23 protein-coding genes are annotated in these 23,955 nt (G+C 46.9%); 9 read left to right on the top strand and 14 right to left on the bottom strand.

All coding sequences use genetic code 11. From position 1 onward, the window contains the following. Positions 1–174: 174 nt before the first annotated feature. The 10 genes from C3B52_RS33230 to C3B52_RS33280 all read right to left on the bottom strand — a co-directional run bounded on the left by C3B52_RS33230 (position 175) and on the right by C3B52_RS33280 (position 10,499). Positions 175–2,157: a methyl-accepting chemotaxis protein gene (locus C3B52_RS33230; protein WP_103110617.1), complete on the bottom strand. Its 1,983-nt coding sequence runs from the start codon at positions 2,155–2,157 to the stop codon at positions 175–177. A 203-nt stretch (positions 2,158–2,360) separates the two neighbouring features. Continuing rightward, positions 2,361–3,581: a M20 family metallopeptidase gene (locus C3B52_RS33235; protein WP_103110618.1), complete on the bottom strand. Its 1,221-nt coding sequence runs from the start codon at positions 3,579–3,581 to the stop codon at positions 2,361–2,363. A 54-nt stretch (positions 3,582–3,635) separates the two neighbouring features. Next, positions 3,636–4,568 (bottom strand): 3-hydroxyacyl-CoA dehydrogenase family protein, encoded by a 933-nt coding sequence (locus C3B52_RS33240; protein ID WP_103110619.1) that lies wholly within the window; start codon positions 4,566–4,568, stop codon positions 3,636–3,638. A gap of 124 nt (positions 4,569–4,692) precedes the next feature. Continuing rightward, the gene (locus C3B52_RS33245; RefSeq protein WP_235615941.1) at positions 4,693–5,340 is read right to left on the bottom strand and encodes a GntR family transcriptional regulator; all 648 of its coding nucleotides are present in this window, start codon (positions 5,338–5,340) and stop codon (positions 4,693–4,695) included. A gap of 300 nt (positions 5,341–5,640) precedes the next feature. Further along, positions 5,641–6,120 (bottom strand): 2,4'-dihydroxyacetophenone dioxygenase family protein, encoded by a 480-nt coding sequence (locus C3B52_RS33250; RefSeq protein ID WP_103110620.1) that lies wholly within the window; start codon positions 6,118–6,120, stop codon positions 5,641–5,643. A 34-nt stretch (positions 6,121–6,154) separates the two neighbouring features. After that, a complete protein-coding gene (locus tag C3B52_RS33255; protein ID WP_103110621.1) occupies positions 6,155–6,937 on the bottom strand; it encodes an SDR family NAD(P)-dependent oxidoreductase in 783 nt (260 codons plus the stop codon). Between the two features lie 219 nt (positions 6,938–7,156). Continuing rightward, positions 7,157–8,578, bottom strand: coding sequence for a SpoVR family protein (locus tag C3B52_RS33260; protein ID WP_103110622.1), 1,422 nt, complete (start codon positions 8,576–8,578; stop codon positions 7,157–7,159). A 146-nt stretch (positions 8,579–8,724) separates the two neighbouring features. Continuing rightward, on the bottom strand, positions 8,725–8,871 hold the full coding sequence (locus C3B52_RS33265) for an AgrD family cyclic lactone autoinducer peptide (RefSeq protein ID WP_084765618.1): 147 nt from the start codon (positions 8,869–8,871) through the stop codon (positions 8,725–8,727). Positions 8,872–8,876: 5 nt separating this feature from the next. Further along, positions 8,877–9,392 carry an accessory gene regulator ArgB-like protein gene (locus tag C3B52_RS33270; RefSeq protein ID WP_103110623.1) on the bottom strand — a complete coding sequence of 172 codons (516 nt, stop codon included), beginning with the start codon at positions 9,390–9,392 and terminating at the stop codon, positions 8,877–8,879. An 867-nt stretch (positions 9,393–10,259) separates the two neighbouring features. Beyond that, positions 10,260–10,499 carry a hypothetical protein gene (locus C3B52_RS33280; protein WP_235615942.1) on the bottom strand — a complete coding sequence of 80 codons (240 nt, stop codon included), beginning with the start codon at positions 10,497–10,499 and terminating at the stop codon, positions 10,260–10,262. A gap of 143 nt (positions 10,500–10,642) precedes the next feature. On the opposite strand from C3B52_RS33280, the gene C3B52_RS33285 reads away from it, so the two are divergent. The 6 genes from C3B52_RS33285 to helD all read left to right on the top strand — a co-directional run bounded on the left by C3B52_RS33285 (position 10,643) and on the right by helD (position 16,777). Continuing rightward, positions 10,643–11,017, top strand: coding sequence for a DUF423 domain-containing protein (locus tag C3B52_RS33285; protein WP_103110625.1), 375 nt, complete (start codon positions 10,643–10,645; stop codon positions 11,015–11,017). A gap of 84 nt (positions 11,018–11,101) precedes the next feature. Continuing rightward, positions 11,102–11,959: an arylamine N-acetyltransferase gene (locus C3B52_RS33290; RefSeq protein ID WP_103110626.1), complete on the top strand. Its 858-nt coding sequence runs from the start codon at positions 11,102–11,104 to the stop codon at positions 11,957–11,959. A 75-nt stretch (positions 11,960–12,034) separates the two neighbouring features. After that, complete coding sequence (locus C3B52_RS33295; RefSeq protein ID WP_103110627.1) at positions 12,035–12,640, top strand: DUF6143 family protein; 606 nt, start codon at positions 12,035–12,037, stop codon at positions 12,638–12,640. A 213-nt stretch (positions 12,641–12,853) separates the two neighbouring features. Next, a complete protein-coding gene (locus C3B52_RS33300; protein WP_103110628.1) occupies positions 12,854–13,612 on the top strand; it encodes an SDR family oxidoreductase in 759 nt (252 codons plus the stop codon). 164 nt (positions 13,613–13,776) lie between these two features. Further along, positions 13,777–14,181: a hypothetical protein gene (locus tag C3B52_RS33305; protein WP_103110629.1), complete on the top strand. Its 405-nt coding sequence runs from the start codon at positions 13,777–13,779 to the stop codon at positions 14,179–14,181. A gap of 262 nt (positions 14,182–14,443) precedes the next feature. Then, entirely contained in the window at positions 14,444–16,777 is a 2,334-nt protein-coding gene (helD, locus tag C3B52_RS33310) for an RNA polymerase recycling motor HelD (RefSeq protein ID WP_103110630.1), read from the top strand. Positions 16,778–16,835: 58 nt separating this feature from the next. Here the strand turns inward: helD and C3B52_RS33315 are convergent, their stop codons facing one another. The 4 genes from C3B52_RS33315 to C3B52_RS33330 all read right to left on the bottom strand — a co-directional run bounded on the left by C3B52_RS33315 (position 16,836) and on the right by C3B52_RS33330 (position 21,013). Continuing rightward, a complete protein-coding gene (locus C3B52_RS33315; protein ID WP_103110631.1) occupies positions 16,836–17,207 on the bottom strand; it encodes a DoxX family protein in 372 nt (123 codons plus the stop codon). A gap of 78 nt (positions 17,208–17,285) precedes the next feature. Next, complete coding sequence (locus tag C3B52_RS33320) at positions 17,286–18,452, bottom strand: bis-aminopropyl spermidine synthase family protein (protein ID WP_103110632.1); 1,167 nt, start codon at positions 18,450–18,452, stop codon at positions 17,286–17,288. A gap of 390 nt (positions 18,453–18,842) precedes the next feature. Continuing rightward, positions 18,843–20,087, bottom strand: coding sequence for an MDR family MFS transporter (locus C3B52_RS33325; RefSeq protein WP_103110633.1), 1,245 nt, complete (start codon positions 20,085–20,087; stop codon positions 18,843–18,845). Next, positions 20,084–21,013 (bottom strand): ArsR/SmtB family transcription factor, encoded by a 930-nt coding sequence (locus C3B52_RS33330; protein WP_103110634.1) that lies wholly within the window; start codon positions 21,011–21,013, stop codon positions 20,084–20,086. The genes C3B52_RS33325 and C3B52_RS33330 overlap by 4 nt, the downstream gene beginning before the upstream one ends. Positions 21,014–21,364: 351 nt before the next feature. Here C3B52_RS33330 and C3B52_RS33340 point away from each other — a divergent pair, with 351 nt between their 5' ends. From C3B52_RS33340 to C3B52_RS33350, 3 genes are all read left to right on the top strand, one after another. Next, on the top strand, positions 21,365–21,745 hold the full coding sequence (locus tag C3B52_RS33340) for a DUF1259 domain-containing protein (protein ID WP_103110636.1): 381 nt from the start codon (positions 21,365–21,367) through the stop codon (positions 21,743–21,745). A gap of 770 nt (positions 21,746–22,515) precedes the next feature. Next, entirely contained in the window at positions 22,516–22,920 is a 405-nt protein-coding gene (locus C3B52_RS33345) for a YkvA family protein (protein WP_103110637.1), read from the top strand. A 43-nt stretch (positions 22,921–22,963) separates the two neighbouring features. After that, positions 22,964–23,785, top strand: coding sequence for a DUF6492 family protein (locus C3B52_RS33350; protein ID WP_103110638.1), 822 nt, complete (start codon positions 22,964–22,966; stop codon positions 23,783–23,785). Positions 23,786–23,955 lie beyond the last annotated feature (170 nt).

Genomic DNA, 23,955 nt, shown 5'->3' on the forward strand with positions numbered 1-23,955 from the left:
AGGATTTGTTCAATAGCCGTAATTTTTACCGGACCGGAAATCTTTGCTCTGTGAGACATAAAAATGCTCCTCCTTGCAGGTAGACAGTTTTATTATTTCAACTGTCTACCCGAAGGGGAGCATATCAAAAAGAGCAGGGCTTCTTGCTTGATTGTTCATTACGCCAGCTTATGACTAGTACGTAAATTTATTGATCAAAAGCTTTAATTCCTCAGACAGTGCAGAGAGGGATTGTGCAGAAGCCGAAATTTCTTGCATCGAGGCAAGCTGCTCCTCTGTAGAGGCGGCTACTTCCTCAGCCGTTTCGGCATTGCCTTTTGCAATCCTGGCTAGCTGATTCGCTGTCTCTTTTACCTCCTGTACGGCAGCTTCGATCTGTTGGGCAATCACAGAGACTTCATCAATATGCGGTGTCGTTTGTTTTGTACTCTCCATGATTTGCTCAAATTTGTGGATCGTATCGGTAGAAAGCTCCAAACCGTTCGCTACATCCTGTTTGACCTTCTCCATGTTTTCCACGGATTCTTTCGTTTCTTTTTGAATTTCCGTAATCAATTCCGAGATTTGTTTGGCTGATTCCTGGGACTGCTCAGCCAATAGGCGCACCTCTGTTGCTACGACAGAGAAGCCTTTTCCATGCTCACCCGCACGGGCCGCTTCAATCGCTGCATTGAGAGCCAGTAGATTCGTTTGCTGCGATATTCCGCTAATCACTTCGGAGATGCTGCCGATCTCTTTGGAGCGATCATAAAGCGACTTGATCATATGATCGGATTTCTCCACAGATTCGTGGATCGAGCTCATTTGCCCCATGACCAGATTGACAGAGTTTCCACCTTCATTTGCCTGATCGGTTGTATGCTTGGCAAGTTCAGTCAGGAGATGTACACTCTCGACGATACGAGTAACGCCTGAAGAAATTTCCTGTAAAGAATCCACATTGTGATCGATACCTGTCGTTTGTTTCTCCGCGCTGGTTGCCACTTCCTGCACTGCTGTCGCTACTTGCTCGGTTGCGCTACTGGTCTGTTCTGCGCTGGCGGTCAATTGCTCTGAGGATGCCGCTACCAGCTCTGCTCTTGCTTCCACATCCTGAATGAGCGAGCGAAGATTTTCCTGCATCGTGTTGAAGGCTTGGCCTAGCTCACCAATCTCATCATGCGAGCGTACTTCGATCGTTTCCGTCAAGACACCTTCGCTGACCCTGACAGCATTTACTTTAATCGTACGAATGGATTGGATGATCGAACGCAAAATGATCGTCATGAGAATACCACCCGCAAGCAAGCAAACCACAATGGTCAAAAGTGTATTTACAAAAATCGGCTGTGCCGAATCATCCACCTCTGATGTATACATCGAGCCGGCAATCTTCCAGCCAGTCTCCTTGTTAGTGGTGTAAAACATCTCTTTTTCCTGCTGTTCCAGCTCATACTTCAATTTGCCCTCATTTTCCAGATACAGCTGATCGTAAAAGCTTTCGGTCGCCTCTGTTCCTGCCGCCATCATCGGGTGAACAACGTACTTCTTGTTTTTGTCCAAAATCATGATATAGCCTTCTGTGCCGATATTTACGGCATTGGCAACCTCTTTAATTTGTTCAATCCCGAGCGTGATACCGACGACACCTGAGCCGTCATTCGTGGCTTTGGAAATCGTCACTATGATATTGCCTGTAACCGAGGATACATACGGCTCTGTAATAAAGACCGATCCTTTGCTGGCCATCGCATTTGTATACCAATCTCTTGTACGCGGGTCAAAATCAGCCTTTACCTCTTGCTTTGGAGAACGGAAATACTGTCCAGCCTCCGTACCCACGCTAATACTCGCTGACTCCGGATGCATACCCATATACAAGTCCAAATACTGCAGGACCTCGAAGCCATCTGCTTGTGAATATTGGCTTTCCTTGATGAGCGTTGCGAGGTAATCTGCATCCTTCATTTTTGGCTCAATGGTATTCGTAATAATCGAATTGACCAGACTTACATTTTCATTGGCGCTTTTCATGATCTGTACTTCAATTTCTCGTTTGGCTGTGTCGTAAGCCAACGTTCCAATCACGACGGAAGGAACAATCAATATCAACAGAAATGCCGATATTAATTTGGTTTTGAAATTGCTTCTGAACCATCCATTCTGCCAAAACTTCACTTGTTGTCATCTTCTTTCCTAGTTGTATTAGGGAGTATAAGAGTAGAAATAAATCCCAATGTCTTATATCGGTAAGTGACTTACAAAGCATTAGTGAAATGATTGTAAATATACTAAAATCATGTTCCATTCAGAAACAAAAGAAAGCTTGATCCCCCGGCAAATACCTTCCGAGGAATCAAGCAAACAGCTAGTAATAATGCTTATTTGGAGTAAACGGCGCCTTCCTCCGCTTCACTCGCATGTTTTTGCTGATACGCTACAATAATCGAGCAAAACCCTTTCGCAGAAACTACCATGGCTCGCTCGTCAAAATCAAATTTGGCACTGTGATGCGGATGGACATTTGCTGGATTCTCCATCTGCGCCCCGGTAAAAAAGAAGCTGCCCGGCACCTTTTGCGTGTAATAGGAGAAATCCTCTCCCGGCATGACAGGCGGAGTCTCTACTACATTCGCGCCATCAACAGTAGCGAGCGCCTCTTTCGCAAGTCTCGTTTCAGCTGGATGATTGTACAGTGCATCATAGCCGCGTGCGTAGTTGACTTCTGCTACTGCATCATTGGCTTCTGCTACGGTGGTCGCAATTTTTATCAACGACTGCTCAGCCAAGTCTCTCACTTCCGGATCGTAGGTGCGAACCGTTCCCGTCAGCACAGCAGATTCCGGAATCACGTTAAACGCATCTCCTGCATGAAATGATCCGATGGAAACAACCAGCTGCTTCAATGGGTCCACTTTTCGGCTCGCAATCGTCTGCAGATTCATCGCTATCTGTGCTCCAATGATGATCGGGTCGACCGTTTCGTGCGGGATAGCCCCGTGCCCACCCTTTCCCTTTATGATGATCGTAAATTTGTCGGCTGCAGCTTGGATGTAGCCTTCGCGGTAATACACGTTGCCAAACGGCATTGTGCTCTGCAAGTGACAACCGTAGATGACATCTACCCCGTCCAGGCAGCCGTCCTCAATCATCGGCCGCGCTCCCCCAGGTGCGAGCTCTTCGGCAAACTGATGAATAAAGACTACTGTTCCTGGAAGCTGGTCCCGATATTTCGTCAGCACTTTTGCTGTTCCGAGCAGCGCCGCCGTGTGACCGTCATGTCCGCATGCATGCATCACACCAGGAACAGTCGAGCGATACTCTACCTCTTTTTCATCCTGAATGGGAAGCGCATCGAAATCCGCCCGTAGCGCAATCGTTTTTCCTGGCTTGCCGCCTTTTAACGTCCCGACAACACCTCGACCACCTACATTTCTTCTGACCTCCAGACCTAACCCTTCCAAAAAGTCTGCGATCAGTGCAGGTGTCCGAACCTCGTGGAACGATAGCTCTGGATGGCGATGTAAATCTCGGCGAATCGCAATCATCTCTGCTTCTACTTCCTCTACTGCGATGTGGAGCTGTTGCAATAATTCTTTCATGTTTACCCATCCCTTTCTATTTTTAATGCAGAATATTACAAATTCAATATTTTCTTAGCCCCGCTTCATTTTCCCCAAGCGAATGAATTGCTCATCTCGCTCATGCAGCCTTTTTTCAACTGACGTATTGTGATACGAGTAAATCCCTGCCCCTGTTTTTGTTCCCAGCTCGCCTTTTGCTACCCGCTCCTCGATCAGTGCCGGAGCGCTTTTGGACGTATCCAATACAGGAGTCAAATTGTCCATGACGCGCTTCCACGTATCGAGACCTCCGAGATCAGCCGTTTCAATCGGACCGACAAATGCCCAGCGAAACCCTATTCCTTCTTTCATCACCGTGTCAATTTCTTCGGCATCTGCGACCCCCGCTTCCAATAAGGAGAAGGCTTCTCGCATCAGCGCTGCTTGCAAACGATTGGCGATAAAGCCTGGAACGTCTTTTTTCAACAGAACGGGCGATTTGCCGATTTGTTTCATCAGCGCTTGCGTCGTCTGCACGACTTCTTCGGAAGTAGATTCATGCCGTACGATTTCGACTAAAGGTACGAGCTGTGCCGGATTGAAAAAATGTGTAATGATAAATCGCTGTGGAGTTTTTGCCTTTTCGATCAAGCGCGAAATGGAGAGCGTAGATGTGTTTGAAGCGATAATCGCATCTGGTCTGGCGAATTCCTCTAGCTTCGCAAACAAATCCCATTTGAGCTCGATTACTTCAGGGATCGCTTCTGTGATGACTACTGCCTCAGCTGTTGCCTGCTTCAGATCCGTTGTCAAAAGAATTCGCTCCAGCGCCTCATGCTTTGCCTGCTCGGTGATGACGTTTTCTGTTACGAGCAGCGACAAGCTTCTCTCCACGCTCTTTTTGGCACTCAACAAAAGCTCGTCCTGCAAGTCGTACAGAGCGACTACAAAACCAGCCAGCGCATAAAGCTGAGCGATTCCATGTCCCATCACACCTGAACCGATAACCGCTACCTGCTTTGCCATGCAGCGCATCCTCCTAACGTATTTCATTGATTGATTAATAAACCTTTCCATAAACGATAGGGATTTTCCTTTTTGACGCAGTAAAAAAAGCCATCATCCTCGTCGGGAAAATGGCCAGATCATACTACTCCGTTGGATAATCACTCATGATGTCCAATTTGACTTCCTCGATATGCATTTCCATCAGTCGTTTTGCTTCTTGGATCTTTTTTGCCTGCATCGCTGTTATTATGTTTTTGTGAAACTCGATTGCCCGATGCGGCCTGTCCAGGTTCTTGGTCATGATAATCCCGAACCACTTGACCTGTACCTCCAGCGAATCCATGATTGCGATCAGTCTGGAGTTATCGGAATGACTGATCAGTGTGCGATGAAAATTTCGATCGTGAGCAAAAAAGAGATCCGGGTTGCCCCTCCCTAGCTCCGCCTCTGCCTGCTCTGCCTCTTTCAGGAGAGCGAGATAGCTTTCCTCGGAAAGATGTGGGGCTGCCAGTTCCACCGCAGTAGACTCCAGGGGCTTTCGTACATTATAGAGGTCTTCGATGGCTTTTTTATTGGGCGTGCTGACAAAAGTACCAGACCGTGGCCTCACTTCTATCAAGTTATCAATCTGTAGTCTATTTAAGGCATCGCGTACAGGCGTACGACTAACACCAAGCTCCGCCATCAATTCGTCATAGTCGATACGCGAGCCTGGCTTCAGGTTGTTATGTACGATTTTGTCACGTAGATAAAGATAGACTCGCTCATGCAGATTTAAATTATCAAACATCCCTGATTTGCCCAATCCTATCATCCTTCAATCCGTATTTCTTCCTTTATTGTAACAGATTAAAATCCTCTCTCCCATCTTAATGCCATGCTTTGGAAATGAGGCTGCGATCATTTGGGAATCTTCCCCACTTTAGCAAAATCACAGGCTGCCAACAAGCCATAAAAAGTGACTTCACACAAATAACATGCACATAGCTGCTACCCTTCATAAAAAAACCTCTATCGCGGCTTCCTCATTAAGGGCGACCGCAAAACGACGCAAAGAGCTTCTCCGCGTCGTGCCGTATTGAAGAGGCGTTTAAAATTGCAAGTCTTTCATTGGGATATTGTGCTTTTCACAGTATTCCTTGTACAGCTTCAGCTTGGTAAATACATCGTCTTGATAGGTGATTTGGTCGTTTTCATCCAAATATTGAATCACGCCTTGGAGCATGAACAGCGTAATCATTTCTTCTTCCCCATCTACAACTAGAGTATGGATGTCACCTGGCGGCTCATAAACGAACGTACCTGGCCTTGCAACCCACTCTCTTTCCAAATAGCGCCACTCACCTTGCAGTGTGAACGCCATGACTTGTCCACCCGAGTGACGATGACGGTTAACAGCCCCGCCTGGTTTTACTTTCAGCAAATTGATCCAGCTACCCGTTGCGAGGTCAAACCGCACTGGCTTGAACCATACACGGTCTGATTGTGGGACCCATGGAATCTCTGTGCTGTCAATCGCTTGATCTGGCAGCTGCATCATTTCGGTAAATTGATTCAATGTCATTGTCATGGTAATTCCCTCACTTTTTTATCGGATTTTTATGTTAAGCAATAGGTGTTGCGGGTGGGTAAAGCATCGGATCACCGGCAAGCAGTCCGCCGTCAATCGGTAGAACAGCTCCGGTCACAAAGCTGGCATCGTGAGACGTGAGAAAATCAATCACGGCTGCCACTTCCTCTGGCTTGCCGTATCTGCCTTGTGGTGTACGGGATAAAATCCGTTCCCGGAAAGCCGGGTTTTGCGTAGCTCCGGAAGACAGCGGCGTTTCGATATACCCTGGACTGACCGAATTCACACGGATGCCGTACTTCGCCCATGATACCGCCAAAGATTTTGTCACCTGCACGATCCCTCCTTTGGAGGCTGCGTACGAAAGCAGATTTTCGCTGCCATAATGGGCAAGCATAGAGCTAAAGTTGACGATGGCTCCCTCGCCGCACTGCGCCATATAGGGCTGAACCGCCTGACACATGAAGACAGTGCCACTCAGGTTTACTTGCAAAACCGCCAGTAACTCTGTGTCCTTGACGTCAGTCGCGGGGGTGCGCCTGATTATTCCCGCAGCATTCACCAGGATGTGGATGTCTCCCAGCGCTTCGAACGCCCTTTTGGCAATATCGCGAGCCTGCGCTTGATCTGTCACATCTCCTCCGATGAAGTGGACGTCTGCCCCCTTCTCCCTAAGCTGATGCGCGATCTCCTTGCCTTTTTCCTCCGCCAAATCAACGACTGCGATGGCATATCCTTTATCAACAAATCGGTTCACAACGGCGAATCCTAGGCCAGAGGCACCACCTGTAACGATAGCAGCACGTCTCTTTTCCATCGGAATCCCTCCTCAAAAAGAATCATCCTGTCATTTTTTAATTATCTAGTATCTAATATCTGATGCATCAGTTTGTCTTTTCATGATTTATATTACTAGCCCTGTTTATAAACTGTCAATGAATTTTTATAATATTTCGCTTTTACTTCAAAAAGATAGCCGTACCCTTCGTTTTTCACCAAGGATACGGCCTCTTCTCGCTTGCTTATGTTGATTCAATTATAAAAATCTCCGGTGCACCTTCTTGCCATCGTAAGTGAACAAGACCTGCCGATCCTCTACAATCGATTCAAGATGGACATTTTTGCCCCAAAGAGTGTAGACGTACGGCAATGTTTTCTCCACATATTTGACGTCTAGCTCAAGTCCCTCAAAATGATGCTTCAGCAAAAGCTCACCCGAGCGTAAGTAATCGCCATCGTGGACAAGCACGTATGGAAATCCGCCGTTGACCCGCGTGCCAGCCAAGCCATCCCTTACCTGCTCCCACTGCTTTTCGGCCACGACCCACTCGTTGCCCTGCTTGCCAAACATGTATAAATCCAGATCACTTACCAGATCCTTGGTCAAGAAATTGCGAATGAAGCTGATATCCGATTCCAGCTCACGCACTTCAAAAATCTTGGCGCGCCCCTCACCCGGCTTTCGTCCATAGCGCTCCTGCTCTTCCTTGGTTGGTTTATCCCACCGTCTTTCAATATCCTCGAAAATTTTAAGTCCAAGATGATATGGATTAATGCTTGTCGTTGAGGGTTGAATAACGGAGGAATGCAGCTTGGCAAAATCAATCGTCTCTGCCTCCGTCAGCTCCATTTCGCGCAGAATACGCATATGCCAGTAGGTCGCCCAGCCTTCGTTCATGATCTTCGTCTCCAGCTGCGGCCAGAAATACAGCATCTCGTCACGAATGATCGTCAGCACATCTCGCTGCCAATCCTCCAGGACGGTGCTGTACTCCATAACGAACAGCAGTAAGTCCTTTTCCGGGGCGGGCGGGAATTTACGAACTGCTTTTGCTTGGTCAGGCTCTTGTTTTTCTTTGCGATCCAATCCCCATAAATCATCATAGGGCGAGATTCGTTCTCCCGTTGTCTTTTTGGGAGGGACATCCCCCTCCTTTTTCCAGCGCAGCTTCGGCCGGAGCAGGCTCGGATCGATGTGCTCCTGGACGGCCAGACTCGCATCCAGCAGGTTTTCTACGGCTTCTTTTCCATATTCAATCTCATACTGGCGTATCCGCTCACCGCTGGCGGCCATGCTCTCCACCATATCCCGATTGGTATTGGAAAAACGCATATTGTTTTTGAAAAAATCGCAGTGTGCCAAAACGTGGGCGACAATCAGCTTGTTTTGGATGAGCGAGTTGCCATCCAGCAAAAACGCGTAGCACGGATTAGAGTTAATCACCAGCTCATAAATTTTGCTCAGGTTGAGGTCGTACTGCAATTTCATGCGATAAAAGCTTTTTCCAAAGCTCCAGTGCGAGAATCTCGTCGGCATTCCGTAAGCGCCGAACGTATAAATAATATCCGCCGGGCAAATCTCATATCGCATCGGATAAAAATCGAGGTTGAAGCCCTTGGCGATTTCCGTAATTTCGTCAATCGATCGCTCGAGTTCTTTCCGCTCATCATTGGTCAAGACCGTTCCCCCCCATTTGCCAAAGCCTACTATATGTATATGGGGATGTCGTGCAAAAGAAGCCAGATTTTCGTGAAAAAGCGCCGATTGATAAGGGACGCACAAAAAGAAAAAGACGCATTTACGCGCCTTTTCCCTTCCCTACCTTACTTTTTGAGCAACTCATTTGGAACCTTCGGGCTATTCGTGAGCCAAGGAGAGGCTACATTGACAGTGGTGACAGCAACGACTGACAAGAAGCTTGCAAATCCAAAGGTAGCTGCTTTCGTCATTTTCTCCATCATTTTCCGCATATTTTTCACCTCCTTTTCCTGATCAGAAACAGTGCTTGTACAAACAAAGCTTTCGTTATGACAGGCGAGGCAATGAATACACTCGCACAGACGATGGCTATCGATATTACTTTTAATAGCGGGTAATACTTGCGGGGAATACGCGACTGATGTTCGATTTTGGATGGAGCGAACCAGGCTACGAGAATCAGGCTGATCCCACTCATGACGTAGCAGAGGTTGTCCGTTACAGGAATAAGCGGGATGACGGCAGCCAGTGTGACTGATACGATTGCACAGCCAAGTGCAGTCGACAAATGGTAGCCTCCCGAGACTTGCCGCAAAAGGGCAAATGCAATCAAAAAGATAATTGTTTCCTGCAATGTTCCCAAAATAGCCCCGACGATTAGGGAAGCGATGGTGACCGTTACACCGTTTAGCAAAATGATTAATGCATACTCCATCCGCTCCACTGATTGCGGCACTTCCGGATTTACACGCTTGATTCCCGTTGCAATCTTTAATGCAATCGTTTCTATCAATGGGCTCGCCTCGCAATTATGTATGAAAAAACAATAATAATAAAAAGGGATAATGCCAGCATAACTACCATTTCGTTGACGTTCCCGCCTGTAATGAGCAGGTAATAACCCATGCTAAAAATAAATATGAGACTGACAACGAGCCCTAGTAAAATAAAATTCATTTTGTTCTTAAAAAAAACGGTTTTTCCATGGGGTACATCGAATCCTTGTATAACGGAGCCTATGCCTTTTGAAATGAAGAAAATAGAGATGATCGTAACTGTCTGTAAAATATAGTAAGAATCCTCCCTGCCGAGTACCTGGTCGAGAGACAAAACATGCAGCGCTTCGAGGACGTTCAAGACAATAAACACTTGCCAAAAGCCATAAATGACATAGATTGAGCTCAGTAGAATGGAGTAAAGAATATGGAAGTGAAAAACACTACGAAGTAAGAGGCAGAAGATTACAATTTGAACAAAGGAGGAGTATTGTTCTAGTTGGAAGGCGTATCGCATCGCGAATGAAACGAAAGTAAGCATCATGCATGAAATAAAGATTTCCGTCAAATACTCTCGAAACATGATTTAAAAAGGGAAAACATGAAAGTAAATATCGCCATATATTCTAAAACAGAACCAACGACAAACAAAATAATATCCATGTTTATCAATAATCCTCCTTTAGCTACCAAAAGTATACTGCAGGAGTTTTACAGATACTGTCGAACGCTGTCACGAAAAACAAATTTTCTTACATTTTTACCAAAATATGCAAAAAAGACACAAATCGAGTCAAATCGGTCAGGAAAAAAGGCATCCCCACTAGGAGATACCTTTACGTGTTATCAAGTCGTACATGGATTTAGCAAGAATAGCCTTCCGCTTATCGCTGGAACCAGTCGCGTACACCAGTATAAATAAGAGCACCCGAGAAGACCAGCATGGCAATCAGGCCAATTCCATCGACCAACGGATTCAATCCGTTCAGAAAAGTACCATCCAACGGCGTTTTCAGTAAAGCGTATCCACCAACAAGACCACCAGCAAGAGAGAGCCATTTGTTCATGTCGTTATTCACCTCCCGATCCAGCGGCATGACAGTGATTCCGCTGCGATACTTCAATTTATGTCGGGAGTTGACAAGCGGTCTGTACGCGAGTCCAAACTGTGTTCATCAAATTGCAATTGGGCAGAGGCAGTCCGGATACGGTAAAATAGATATCGGATACATGTGTAGGTTTGAATCCAAAAAGGAGTGACTCACTCATGAAATTGTTTTTGATGCTTGGGAGTATCAGCGGATTTCTCTCTGTTGCCCTCGGAGCATTCGGTGCCCATGCACTTAAAGAAAAGCTGGATGAGTATTCGCTTGGCATTTTCCATACAGGCGTTACTTATCAGACGACACACGCGCTGGCACTCGTGCTGGTTGCGCTCCTGCTCAAATGGTATCCGGATTCCTCCGGGCTGGTATGGGCTGGATGGTGCTTTGTCGCAGGAACGCTGATTTTCTCCGGAAGCCTGTATACACTGGCGATGACAGGAATCAAAGTCCTGGGAGCCATCACGCCGATAGGCGGCGTGCTGTTTCTCATTGGCTGGGCACTTCTCGCCATACACGCCTGGAAAACAGTCTCTTAAATATGACATCATAAGCGAGCGCCCAATCCCTGCAGGAAGCAGTTGATTCGGGCGTTTTTCTTTCAAATAGAAAGGGTGCAGATCATGCAGGAAGCATTGCCAGTATTACCAGCCTGGAGCAAAGCGTACCTCAAACGGTTAGGGGTACAACAAAGAGCTACTGATCTCGAGTTTCTAAAGGAGCTATGCCGCTCACATTTGCAAGCCTTTCCCTACGAAAACGTCAGCAAGCTGCTCTATTACCATACCTACAAAAAAAGCATTGTTCCCCCTCCAGCTGAGTACGTGGAAAATGCGAGCCGTTACGATTACGGGGGTACCTGCTATGCCATTAATGCCAATTTTCTTGCATTGCTGCGCGAGCTAGGCTATTCGGGCTACCTCGTGTCTTTGGCAGAAGATCATGTAGCGATCATCATCACAGATCTACTGGAGGATGGGGAGCCTCTCTATGTTGATGCTGGTGCTGCAGCCCCCTTTTTTCAACCGGTTCGCTTCCTCACTGATCCCGACTACCTTTCTGCGTTTGGCAAGGAAGCAGTCCAGCTAGTTCCTGATCCACTCTCCCCTTCTCGCTTTCGCTTCCATCGCATGCGAAGCCACGAGCTGGTGAGCGACAGCTGGCACTTTTCCCCGCATGAACCGCGGGAATTACATGATTTTTCGGCAGCTATTGTGCGCTCCTTTGCGCCAGGAGCTACCTTTTTATCTATGCTGCGGATTCATCTCTATCAATTGGATCAGAAGCGCAGCGTTTCACTCAAAAACAATTCTCTCTGGATCATGCAGGAAAACGGAGAGGAGCAAAAATTCATACTACGATCTATCGACGAGCTGGAAGCCGCAATCACCGAGGAGTTCCGACTGCCTCGTCTACCCATCCGTGAGGCCGTTACCATACTGAATACGATGGGTGTAGGCATATTCTCACAGGAATACTGATTCGCTCATCCGCACCCTAGCAGAACGATTGCCATATACTACAGGGCTAGCACTTATCAAAAGGAGCGTAAGCCGATGACAAAGCCCTCCTACTTTTACGGCATGCCTGATGTATACATGCAAATGGGATATTATCCGTTCCCCACCCCGCCCCAGACAGAGCAGCTACCCAGCAGTGTCCACGTTCCCTATGCCATGTCGATGGCCTCCCAATCCAAATACTACATGGGGCAAACCGAGAAAATCACAGCAACAGACAAGGACCAGGGCTTCGGAGCTTTGATCAACCCTTTGCGCTCCACCGCTCTCCTGTACGTCCAGCATTGGTCGATTACGAACAGCACGAGCCAGCCTCTGGTCGCACATATATGGTTCGGAAAAGCAGAATCAATCATTGGTGGCAAGACCTCACGACAAGTGACACCTGGGTTTGTTCAGCTTCCTCCCGCTCCTGCTTCACAAGGTCAAATCCTCTACGGCTCAAACAGTGCAGACATCACGCGAGAAGGCATCGTGGCAAGCACACGAGTCATTCCTCCTATGACTACGGTGGGTGGGAATTCAAACGGCCAGTGGATTATCGGACCCGGGATGGCGTTGATGATCCATGTGCCACAAACGGAAGAAGCCACAGCATTCTTTTTTTCGGTGGATTGGTGGGAACAATCTGTATACGGGTAAGAAAACCGCTTCAGCGAGCGGTTTTTTCTTTTGGCAGCTTCTTGTTCGACTCTCAGGGGTCGAAAGCGTTTTTATGTACTTTTTACGCACAATTCGCCTCTTTTCCTGGAATGCAAAAGGATTTATGCTAGCGGATGAAGTAATTAAGTAGGAATATGCCCGAAGCATTGCTTCATAATAGTAATGGTAATGAAACCAGAATAGGGTGAGAGGTTGAATAGAAAAGTAGCTTTAATCACTGGTGGAGCCACGGGGATCGGTCATCGGATCGTCAAGGAAATGGCGAAGCACCAATTTGATCTCATCATTAACTATCGATCAAATGAACAGGAAGCAAAAGCACTAGCTGCCTTTGTAGAGGAGCACTATCAGGTTAAAACTCTCTGTGTCAAAGGTGACGTAGCAAACATAGACGATGTAAATGAAATAGTTAATCGATCCCTCGGAGCATTTGCCACCATCGACGTCTTGATCAATAATGCTGGACCATTTGTATTTGAGTATAAAAATCTCGTAGACTACGAACTCGATGAGTGGAATTATATGGTAAATGGTAATCTGAGTGCTGTCTTCTACCTGGCGAAGCGCATTGTCCCGATCATGCGGCAAAACAAATGGGGACGAATTATTAATTTCGGGTATCATTTGGCAGAAACAGCTCCCGGCTGGTCGCAGCGGGCAGCCTATGCCGCAGCAAAAACTGGTCTGGTTTCGCTAACCAAAAGCCTCGCGATCGAAGAAGCTCCCCATGGGATTACCGTCAATATGGTCAATCTCGGTGATATTGTCCATCCATGGAAGGAAGCGAGCATACAAGATGTCGCAGGCTTGGACAGCAACAATACCCCGATCGGTCGATTAGGAACGGGCGAGGATATTGCGCGGGTGGTCGAGTTTCTCACACAAGAGCGGTCCGATTTCATCACAGGAGCGGTGATTCCTGTAACCGGCGGCAAAACAAGCTTTATTTAGCTGTGGAGCACTATACCTAGAAAAAACGCAGGGAAACAATCCTGCGTTTTTTGCTGTTTGGCTAACACACAGTTTGTATACACAACGTAATCACAATGTGTTTACAATTTGATTACAGATAATGTATGATTACACTATCCCTACAATCAGGAGGTTTTCATTACATGGATGCTAATTTGCACATACGCATGTCAAAAGAACTAAAAGAACTTTTTCAACAGATAGCGAAGGAAAACAATAAAGATGCCTCATCTCTAGTGAGAGACTGGATTTCGAGCTATGTAGCTGAACATCAGAAGTCTGACGAAAACTTAGCAGCTGATTTGTATTTGGTTGGATACGAGCTTCAGCAAGCAATTGGGGGAAGAGAAAAGGTTAGTAAGGAGTTTGCACAGCGATTGCAAGAATACTCTTTAACGAATCAAAAGGAATTCACAGATCTACTCATCTCAACCTACCTGGACCTTAACTTGACCATTCCTTCCATTGTTTCAAAAACGTCCAAGGGGTTCGCTTTTTCACAAATGTTTTTGTTGGGTTTATTAGGTGATAAACCAAAAGGAAAATGAGAAGCGAGCATTACGTAAAACAAAAAAGCGGAATGCCTGAACAGGCACTCCGCTTGCTATTTATTCATTGTCGTTAACAACACAAAAAAATGTTCGAAACCATGTTGAAAGCCCAACTTTCCTATGCTAAAATGGAAATTGGTCTTTTGGTGCATGGTTTGAAACAATTCATTTTATCTCCAATATAATAGTACCACATCGAGTGCTGGTTGTCAAACCTAACCTTTCGACCAAAAATGGGGAATGAAAAAGGAGCGGTTCCATGAACGCGGCTGACCAAGACAGGCTACATGAGCAACAGCGGGTTGAGCAAGTGATTTCAGAGATTCATAAGCGGATTGACGATCTAAAGGAGCATGTCAGCGTGGTAAGTGCTGATATCATCGGCATCCGTAAGCATTTTTGGGATGATGTCACCGTCAACTTCGAGGATGCTATTGAAGCGGTAGAAACCTACGCTAGCATCAAGCAGCAAGCAGAAGTACTGTCTGAGCGAGAGCGTATTCACCGCCATGCCCAAAATCAGTTGCGAACTCTGAACAGATTGTTGCACTCACCCTATTTTGGCAGGATTGATTTTCGGGAGGAATTCGAGCAGGAGACGCTGCCGATTTATTTGGGGATTGCCTCTTTGCTTGACGAAAACGACGAAGAATTTCTCGTGTATGATTGGCGCGCGCCTATTTCTAGCCTGTACTACGATTATTCGCCCGGTCCTGTCCAATATGAGACACCGAGCGGGACCGTCACAGGTGAAATGACCGGCAAGCGGCAGTACGTCATTCGGGATGGTCGTCTGCTGCATCTGTTCGATACGGGTGTAACGATCGGTGACGAGCTGCTGCAGGAAGTGCTTGGCAAACAGGCGGATTCCCAAATGAAAAGCATCGTCGCTACAATCCAGCGGGATCAAAATCGTATTATTCGCAACGAGCGCAGTCGACTCGTCATCGTATCAGGGGCAGCGGGCAGCGGAAAAACATCAGCGGCTCTCCAGCGCATTGCCTACTTGCTGTACCGTTATCGCCAAACTCTGCGTGCCGAACAGATTGTCTTGTTCTCACCCAACTCGCTTTTCAACAGCTATGTGTCTACTGTATTGCCAGAGCTGGGCGAGGAAAATATGCAGCAAACCACCTTTCAGGAATATACGGAGCATCGGCTTGGGCACCAATTTCAATTGGAAAGCCCACTGACGCAAATGGAATACGTACTGACCGCGATGCAGCTTCCCGGCTACACCGAACGTCTGGAAGGAATTCAATTCAAATCCTCTGCCCTGTTCATGCAGGCCATTGATCAATATGCGTCACATCTAAAACAAGCAGGTATTCTTTTTTCGCCTATCACGTTTCGCGGCAAGGTCCTCATTAGCGCAGAGCATATTCATGACATCTTTTACTCGTATGATACCTCCATGCCTATTCCCAATCGGATGAGCCTCGTCGCAAAGGCGCTCTATGGCGAGCTAAAGCAGCTGGAGATTCGCGAACGAGCAAAGCCGTGGGTGGAAGATGAGATGGAGCTGCTCGATAAAGATGCCTACGCTGCCGTTTACCAGGAGCTTCGCAGGAAAAAACAGTTCCGTGAAGATTCGTTCGACGACTTTGACAAGGAGCAGGAATTGCTGGCTGCCAGGATCGTGAAAAAGCATTTTCAGCCGATTCGTGACTCCATTCGTGAGCTGCAATTCATCGACACCCCTGCCATCTACAGGCAGCTTTTCTCACAGCCTGCGCTCTTGGCGACATTATTGCCAACCGAAAAAGAGCTTCCCAGCCACTGGGAGACTATTTGTGAGCAAACATTGGAGAAATTGGCGACAGGCGAGCTCGCCTATGAGGATATCCCTCCCTATTTGTATTTGCAGGAGCGACTGGAGGGCTTTCAGACGAACAATCTCGTTCGCCATGTATTTATCGATGAGGCACAGGACTACTCGCCATTCCAATTCGCTCTTATCCAGCGACTCTTTCCACGCGCCAAAATGACGGTATTAGGTGACTGGAATCAGGCGATTTATGCACATGCCTATCAGAGTGACAGCTTTGACGCCGTAAGCTCATTGTATGATCCCGCTGAAACGGAAACATTCGTTTTGACGAAAACGTATCGCTCGACACGGCCCATCGTGGAATTTACTCGCCAATTGATCGTTGGCGGCGAGCTGATCGAGCCGTTCAATCGAGACGGGCGTAAACCAAGCGTGACCCAGGCTGCTAATCCAGCAGAACTGAACGAGTTCATCGTTTCACGAATCAATGAGCTGTCCGCAAACGGTCATCAAACCATCGCCGTTATTACCAAAACGGCGGAGGAAGCACAAGCTGCTTACGATGCCTTGAACCAGCAGCTGCCTGTACGTTTGATCGGAACCACGACGACCTCCTATGATGCGAGCACGTTAGTCATTCCGTCCTATTTGGCAAAAGGGGTGGAATTTGACGCCGTCATTATTTACAACGCGTCCAGCACTTGCTACGGACAGGAAAGCGAAAGAAAGCTGTTTTATACGGCATGCACTCGCGCCATGCACGAGCTGCACCTTTACTATACAGGTGAAAAAAGCCCATTCCTCGCGGCTGTCACATCCTAGCCGCTATGCTGGACATCCTCTCTACACGAAAAAGACCTGGCTGACGACTCACACACGTTCAGCCAGGTCTCTTTTCTGTTCGTTTTAGCCCCACACATACGGTGACGGCGAGCAGGATCAGATCAAATTCATAACCGCTTTTTCCCGGTCCACCGAGAAAGCCATTCTTCCATTTGACCGTCACAATCGCGCCCGCCATAATAACTGCAAGCCCCCATGCCGCGTAGCTCGCCCCTACTCCCAGAATCAAGGCAAGCCCACCCACCAGCTCGATTGCAAGCACTGGATAGGCAAGCCAACTGGGTAAGCCCAGCTCCACAAACATGGTCGTAACAGCATCCATTCCTCTTTGCAGCTTGGCGAATCCATGCATGAGAAAAATGATGCCGGTAACCATCCGTAATGCTACGAAAGCTTTTTCTTGGGCCATGCGATCCCCCTCCCTCATCATTACTTTATGCCAGCAAGCGGACAATCAGTAGAGGCTCGTCATTATTATCAGAGCAGCCTACACTCTTTTGCGGGAGATCAGCCTGAACGTACCATTTTTACAACGGGGGCAGCCTCGCTTCTTCAATTCCTCGATCGTTTTGAATGCCCCCTTCATGCCTACTCGAATAGCTTCCTCACAACGCTTGCACCGATAAGTACGCAGCGTCTGCTTTTCTTCGCCTGTATACAAGGCATCGTGAAAAGCCTGTGGAATACTTGGCGTAGTCAACTCGGTTGTCGTCAGTACAATCATCTGTCCACGGTTCCCAATCATCTGCGCCCCTTCGTATTCATTGAAATGGCTGATGACCTCACGTACGGTCAAGCCAGCGCGAACGAATTCTCGCTGCATGGCCAGTGTAAAATCGGGAGACTTGTGAGCAAAGGAAAGATAAATGGACAAGCCCTTTTGCTTCTGCAAAGCGCTGATTCCTCGCGATAAAAAGAGCGACATCCCCGAGAGTGTATACGGCGGGTCTGTGAAAAAGCAATCGTACTTGCCATGCAATCGCTTGGGGAGAGGCTGCCGCAAATCAGCCTGATGGCATGTAATCGGCAGCTTTTGCTCCGCTGCTAACGATTCAATGTATCCTAAAAATCGCTGGTCAATATCAACCACATCGATGATGGCTGCTTGCTTTTCGGCAGCTGGATACAACCGTTTGAGCAGCAAGCCGAGCGCTACGCTCACGAGATCATCATCGCCTACACATAATATTCGTTTCCCAAGCAGCGCCTGATCACGCAGGCATAGAAGAGCACGGCGCAAGCTCGTCTCCACTGTACTTTTGGACTGATCCAGCAGCACATCTACTTGTGGCCTTAAGGAGAATATCTCTTCCATACTCGTGTGTACATCAGCAAGCTCTGTCCTCCATGCATCGTCCTCACTTATCAGCTTTTGAAACAAGACATGGTCGAGTCCGCCATAGCCCAACGCTTGCTCTACATATTCACGTCCATTGGCACTGCAACGAACACCGCTTCCTTGCTCCAAAGCCCCGGCCTTGATCAATTCTTTTTTGATCGCCGTAGCAACAGGGAGCGGCAGCAGTACTTTTCTTGCGAGCTCTTTTGTTGAGATATCTGGATTCAAATAACAATGAATGAGGAACTGCTCAATCACACGTTGTCCTTCTTGAAGCTCTACACGTTTATATGTTTCTTCGATATATTTTTTCATAGTTATGGGTAACCCTCTTTCAAATGGAATGATGCCCACCAGAACACAAAAAGGCAGAAAATGAACAAAGTTCACCTTCTGCCAAATGAGGAAACCGGGCTACGCCATGCTTCGGAGAGCCTCTGTTATCCTACAAAAAAACCGTGCCTAAGAGCACCGTTCTGGTAGACATAGAGATAGGTAAATGACCGCTGTTCTTAACTAATCAGGTCTGGTCATTTTCCGCATTTCAAACAAACCACTACACTCATGGTTTTTCGCGAAAAAATTGGACCAAGCCATATGAAATTCCTTAGTTAAGAACGACCGCCGACAAAAAGACATCCCCTTTGAAAAAGTTACTTCTTAGTATAGTAGAGTCCAGGAAGCGAATCAAGATTAAAATATCTTTTAGCTGGCCGTTTCAACCACCACACTGCTTCTTTGCTGCTTTTTTTCATGCAGTCTTTGTCCCAGCCTGTAAAAAATCAGACTTACGAGAGCAAGCCCTGCCATGACCAGGAACATCGCAGGTCCTCCATACGCAGACAGTACCATGCCCCCTGCCCAAGGTCCGAGGAAGCTGCCTAGATTACTGATGCTTTGCGCTCCATAATACGTTCCTCTCATGTTGGCCGGACTGATTTGATCGATTTGAGCGTATTCGGCAGGAACAATCAATATTTCACCCAAAGTGAATACGACCATTGCAGCGATGAACCAGCTCCACGATGACGAAGTGGCAAAGCCTACCTCACCTGCAGCCATCAGGACCGCCCCTCCTGCAATTCGTGAAAATAAGGAGAATCGCTCCACGAGTCGCGTCAACGGAATCTGCAACAGCAAGACCGTCATCCCGTTCACGCTCATCACGACACCAAACAGAGCTACGCCTTCTTCGATATTTTCACGCAAATACTGGGACAAGGTGACAGACATCTGCCCATGCACAGTCACTAAAAGAATTCCTCCGAAAACAAAGCTAAGCAAAACGACATCCCTACTCAGCACTTGCCACATCTTGCCCAGGCTCGGTTTTTCCGCTTCTCCTTCGCCCTGCTTTGCAGTCGTATCAACGATCGCGTACTTTTTGCACGCAATCGCGAGCAGTGCAGCAAAGCACACATACGAAATCGCCGTGAGCAAAAAGGCAGTACCGCTGCCCGCAATTCCTAAAAAGGCACCCAGCATTGGCCCAATCGCCACACCGAGGTTAATCGCCAAATACCGGTTGGAGAACACTCGAAATCGCTTGTCCTCAGGAGTTAAATCCCCCATCATCGCCTTTGAAATGGTCCCATAAAAGGATGCAGCGAGTCCTAGCGCCAAACTGATGAAAAGCAGCGCCAGCGGCTGACTAAACACAATAAAGCAGGCAAACGCTATAGCCATCATCAGCATGGACAAAATCATCAGCTTGCGTCTGCCAAACAGGTCTGACAAAACTCCTCCAACAAAGCCGCCGAACGTCCCCGCCAGCGGTCCTGCACCAACAATGACTCCAATATAAGCTGGAGAAAGTGTCGTCGTTTCGCTTAGATAGATAGCCAAAAACGGCAAGCTCATGCATTGTGTAAGCATGACAAATACAGTTCCGCCCATCAAAAGATGAACAACGGGATGATACGCCTCCCACGCTTGCTTTAGCTTGTTCATTGCTGTTTTCCCCCGTTTTCCAAAAAGGAGTGCAGCAGGACAGGCAGCCTGTCTATAAATTGCCCACGCAAGCTATAGTAAGCGATAGTGGAGCTACCGGTGTAATGAGCATGGATCAAGCCAGCCCGACGCAGCGCCGTAACATGGTGGTGAACCGTACTTTTTGCGAGGGATACTTGCTGCTGCAGCTCTCCCAGCGTACATGTCCCGTTAGACAGACAGCGAAGAATCTGGAGTCGTTTTTCATCTGCCAGGCATTGCGTGATTGGCAACAGCTCCAGTAGCGGCTCGGGATGCAGCCTTCCCGCATCCCTCACAGGGTACAGACAGGTCGCGATTCCACGATGAAAATCAAGCACCGAGGTAGGGGCACAGTGATATTGGGGGATCAGCACAACCTCCTGCAGCTCGCTCATCGGCTCGATCCAGATGCCATGCGTAACCTGATCGATCGTTTCGATCGCAGACAATGTTTTTGCCAGTTCCTCCGTTTGCCGCGCACTTTGTTCCAAGCTATCCAAAATGCGCGGCTCAACCTTGGAAAAGTAGTGTTCGTTCCAGCGTTTCAGCAGAGAGAGGCTGTGGTCACGTATCTCACCCAGGTTGAGCGGTATCGTCTCCACCCATGGTGCTAGTCGTTCGTAAATTTCACCTGGTGGAATAAGCTCCAGCCATTCCAGAAAATCAGCCACCGATGCTTTTCGTGGTGACTGTGCCACCAAAAGCACGAGTCGGTGCAGGACTTCCCAACGCTCATCAGCAAGCTCGGCAGCAAATGAATCTGGCAGCATTCGCGTCGTTTCTTCTTTCCAAGCGCTTCCTAGTTGCAGGTGCTTTCGTTCTTTTTCATAGATGTACGCATACAGACTAATGATACATTCGTAAGCAGCAGACCATTCAACTTTAATAGAATATAAACTATGCATTCGATCACCATCGAATTATTATTTTTTCTCAGTTTACCATCCAATGGTTCATTTTGTATAGCCCTTAACTTTGAAAAGCGGGGAGGGTGACGTTATGAAGTATCAACGCTTCGCCGAAGGTCTTTCTATTGCCCTTGAATTGTTGACTTGGTCGCTTTATATCCTTACTTTGTCTACATCTTGTGCTTTCGTGTTTAAATTGATTTTTTAGCCTTATTTGCCCCCAAACGGGGCTTTCTTTGTTTAACTCCATGAAAACTATCAAGGGCATGTACCCTTTCTTTCTTTTGTCCAGAACAAGTTTTTCTGCTCCTCATAGTATGCAATAAGACAAGAAAAGGAGGAGAATCGATGAAGATACCAAAAAGTTTATGTAATCGCTTAGCTAAAATTTTGGGCGGGACAGGCATGTCAAACGATACTTGTTCAATTATGGTTAAGCGTAATCTCAATGCAACAATCCTAGGTAAAAAATACGATACGGAGCATGAGATTGTTATTCAGTCGTTGGATAGCCGAGGAAATACATTAAACACGGCAGAAATTACGCTCTTGCAAAGGGATGTTCAAAAGTTTATTAACGCTGCCCGTCGACAAGGACTTAGAATCACTGCCCTTCACAATCACTGGCTATTCGATAACCCACGTCTCATGTATTTGCATATTGAAACTGTGGAACCCCCCATTCAGTTTGCAAAGAAACTACGACGTGCTCTTAATGTACTGAAATAAGGAGAATATCTCCTTTCTAGTGGCGTATTGCTTCATGCAAACGCCACTATGCATTTTCAATATACTTCGGATGCTTCACCCTTCCCATTATGTTTTGTCTAGTAATCCTATGGCCACTATTCTACTGGTACATGCACCCTTTTTTTACCTTTGTCCAGAACCTCTTATTCTCTTCTACATAAAATGTATAAACAAGAGGAGGAGAATCACACTTGAAGATACCAAAAAGTTTATGCGATCGTATAGCCAAAATTCTAGGTGGGACAGGCATGTCAAATTGATACTTGTTCTATCACGGTTAAGCGTATCCTCAATGCAACCTTAACGCCTCTTTCGTTGCCTCTAAATTACCACTTTTATGTCACGGATGACTGACAACCCGGCTTCTTGCTTGCTACCCATTTTGTTCTGTATCCACTAATGCACAATCAGTTTTAAATCCGTCCTCATACCATTAATTATCACGGCGAAAGGAGATGATGTATTTATGGATCCTATCGAGCATCACCGAGAAAGAATGCGCCATCATTTAAGGCAAGCAGAACGCTTTCGCGCTTTAAGTATTGCACATAGGCACGACCGAATGATGCATCACACGTTCGCACAAAGGGAGCACTTCCATCGGATGAGGGCGCATCACCATAGAAGGATGATGCATTCACTTCGTCGTTAATACCATCACAGGCTCCCTTTATTTGGGGGCTTTTTTAATGGACCCATTCTTGATTACACCCCACCCCTTCAGTAACATAACTTGAGGGGGGGTTTAGATGAATAAAGGATCAGCAGTATTACAACAAATAAAGAGCAAGGCTAGATTATTGAAGCGAGAAGTATTTGTCCTTTATTTCGCATACAAAGATCAACGTGTTGCATGGTACGCTAAACTTTTTGCTATTTGTGTGGTTGCTTATGCCTTCAGCCCAATCGATTTAATACCTGACTTCATTCCAGTTCTTGGATATTTGGACGACATCATTTTAGTTCCTCTAGGTGTGTGGATAGCACTGAAGCTAATACCTGATGAGGTTGTTAAGGATTGTCGAGCTAAAGCAGAGGAATTACTTTCGAAAAGCAAACCAAAAAACTGGTTTGTGGGTATCCTTTTTATTTGCGTATGGGTAGCTTTTGGCATATGGATAACGTGGTATTTATACAATCTGCTCCTTTCCTAGAAGGGGCATTTTTAAAACTGCTTTCCCAAAAGGATGTGAGAAATTGACACGTTCAGCGAAAAGCGCCTTCAACAGCTCTATCAAAATTGATGTCCTGATCCCAGCTATTGAGAAAGACCTTGGCACTCTTCCCTATGTCATTGACAGTATCCGTAAGCAAGTGAAGCATCCCGTCGGTAAGATCATGGTTATATCGCCACCAAGCAAGCGAATCCAGGCTCTTTGCCGGCGTAAAAACTGCATCTTCATCAATGAAAAACGTGTCCTACCGATTACAAAAAAAGACATTCACTACCAAACCAAGCGCACCAATCGCTCAGGCTGGCTGCTCCAACAATTGTTGAAGCTGGCTGGAGGAAGCTTGACTAGGCAAAGGTATTATCTTGTGATTGACGCCGACACCATTCTCATCCGTCCTCATGTCTTCCTCGTCAACGGGAAAACCGTTTTTTACTGCCGCAACTGGAGTCGTCCCGAATATTTTCGCACCTATAAGAAATTACTAGGGACCAAGCCAACCGCCTCCCGCTCTTTCGTTGCCCACTATATGCTGTTCGACAAATCGAAGCTCTCCCGGCTGAAGTATAAAATTGAGGCCAGGCATAGGAGTAGGTGGTACTGGGCGATTATCAAGAATACCAACAAACAGAGTTATGCCGGCTTCTCCGAGTTCGAAACTTACGGTAACTTCGTGAAAGCTCACTACCCTGGTCATCTGGTTATAAGAAGCTCCCTTAACAAAAGCTCCTCTTCCAAACCAGCATCACTTACACGTAAACGAATCGTCAGACTGGCCCAGAATTATAGGTCCATCTCCTTTCATAAACGAAGATGGTACATCCGGAAGAAGGGCGTGAGAAAATGAAGAGCTGCTGGGCCCAAGTGCGAATCATTTGACTTTTGGGCCCATTTCATTTTTAAGATGCTTTTAATGCCGTACCCTTGTAATTTGCAAGGGTACTTTTTACTTTACACATCGTGATAAATAAATCCGGCATACTTTTCCAAACCAACGTAAGACAACATTATGGATTA

Origin of the sequence: Brevibacillus reuszeri (genome assembly GCF_002897295.1) — a bacterium.
GTDB classification, from domain to species: domain Bacteria; phylum Bacillota; class Bacilli; order Brevibacillales; family Brevibacillaceae; genus Brevibacillus; species Brevibacillus reuszeri_A.

Bases quoted from the DNA above. Each gene is read 5' to 3' on its own strand.
- C3B52_RS33295 (WP_103110627.1), top strand. From the start codon at position 12,035: ATGACAAAGCCCTCCTACTTTTACGGCATGCCTGATGTATACATGCAA.
- C3B52_RS33320 (WP_103110632.1), bottom strand. From the start codon at position 18,452: ATGAAAAAATATATCGAAGAAACATATAAACGTGTAGAGCTTCAAGAA.
- C3B52_RS33265 (WP_084765618.1), bottom strand. From the start codon at position 8,871: ATGCGGAAAATGATGGAGAAAATGACGAAAGCAGCTACCTTTGGATTT.
- C3B52_RS33285 (WP_103110625.1), top strand. From the start codon at position 10,643: ATGAAATTGTTTTTGATGCTTGGGAGTATCAGCGGATTTCTCTCTGTT.
- C3B52_RS33250 (WP_103110620.1), bottom strand. From the start codon at position 6,120: ATGACAATGACATTGAATCAATTTACCGAAATGATGCAGCTGCCAGAT.
- C3B52_RS33305 (WP_103110629.1), top strand. From the start codon at position 13,777: ATGGATGCTAATTTGCACATACGCATGTCAAAAGAACTAAAAGAACTT.
- C3B52_RS33240 (WP_103110619.1), bottom strand. From the start codon at position 4,568: ATGGCAAAGCAGGTAGCGGTTATCGGTTCAGGTGTGATGGGACATGGA.
- C3B52_RS33345 (WP_103110637.1), top strand. From the start codon at position 22,516: ATGAATAAAGGATCAGCAGTATTACAACAAATAAAGAGCAAGGCTAGA.
- C3B52_RS33315 (WP_103110631.1), bottom strand. From the start codon at position 17,207: ATGGCCCAAGAAAAAGCTTTCGTAGCATTACGGATGGTTACCGGCATC.
- C3B52_RS33245 (WP_235615941.1), bottom strand. From the start codon at position 5,340: ATGTTTGATAATTTAAATCTGCATGAGCGAGTCTATCTTTATCTACGT.
- C3B52_RS33255 (WP_103110621.1), bottom strand. From the start codon at position 6,937: ATGGAAAAGAGACGTGCTGCTATCGTTACAGGTGGTGCCTCTGGCCTA.
- C3B52_RS33340 (WP_103110636.1), top strand. From the start codon at position 21,365: ATGAAGATACCAAAAAGTTTATGTAATCGCTTAGCTAAAATTTTGGGC.
- C3B52_RS33330 (WP_103110634.1), bottom strand. From the start codon at position 21,013: ATGCATAGTTTATATTCTATTAAAGTTGAATGGTCTGCTGCTTACGAA.
- C3B52_RS33290 (WP_103110626.1), top strand. From the start codon at position 11,102: ATGCAGGAAGCATTGCCAGTATTACCAGCCTGGAGCAAAGCGTACCTC.
- helD (WP_103110630.1), top strand. From the start codon at position 14,444: ATGAACGCGGCTGACCAAGACAGGCTACATGAGCAACAGCGGGTTGAG.
- C3B52_RS33325 (WP_103110633.1), bottom strand. From the start codon at position 20,087: ATGAACAAGCTAAAGCAAGCGTGGGAGGCGTATCATCCCGTTGTTCAT.
- C3B52_RS33235 (WP_103110618.1), bottom strand. From the start codon at position 3,581: ATGAAAGAATTATTGCAACAGCTCCACATCGCAGTAGAGGAAGTAGAA.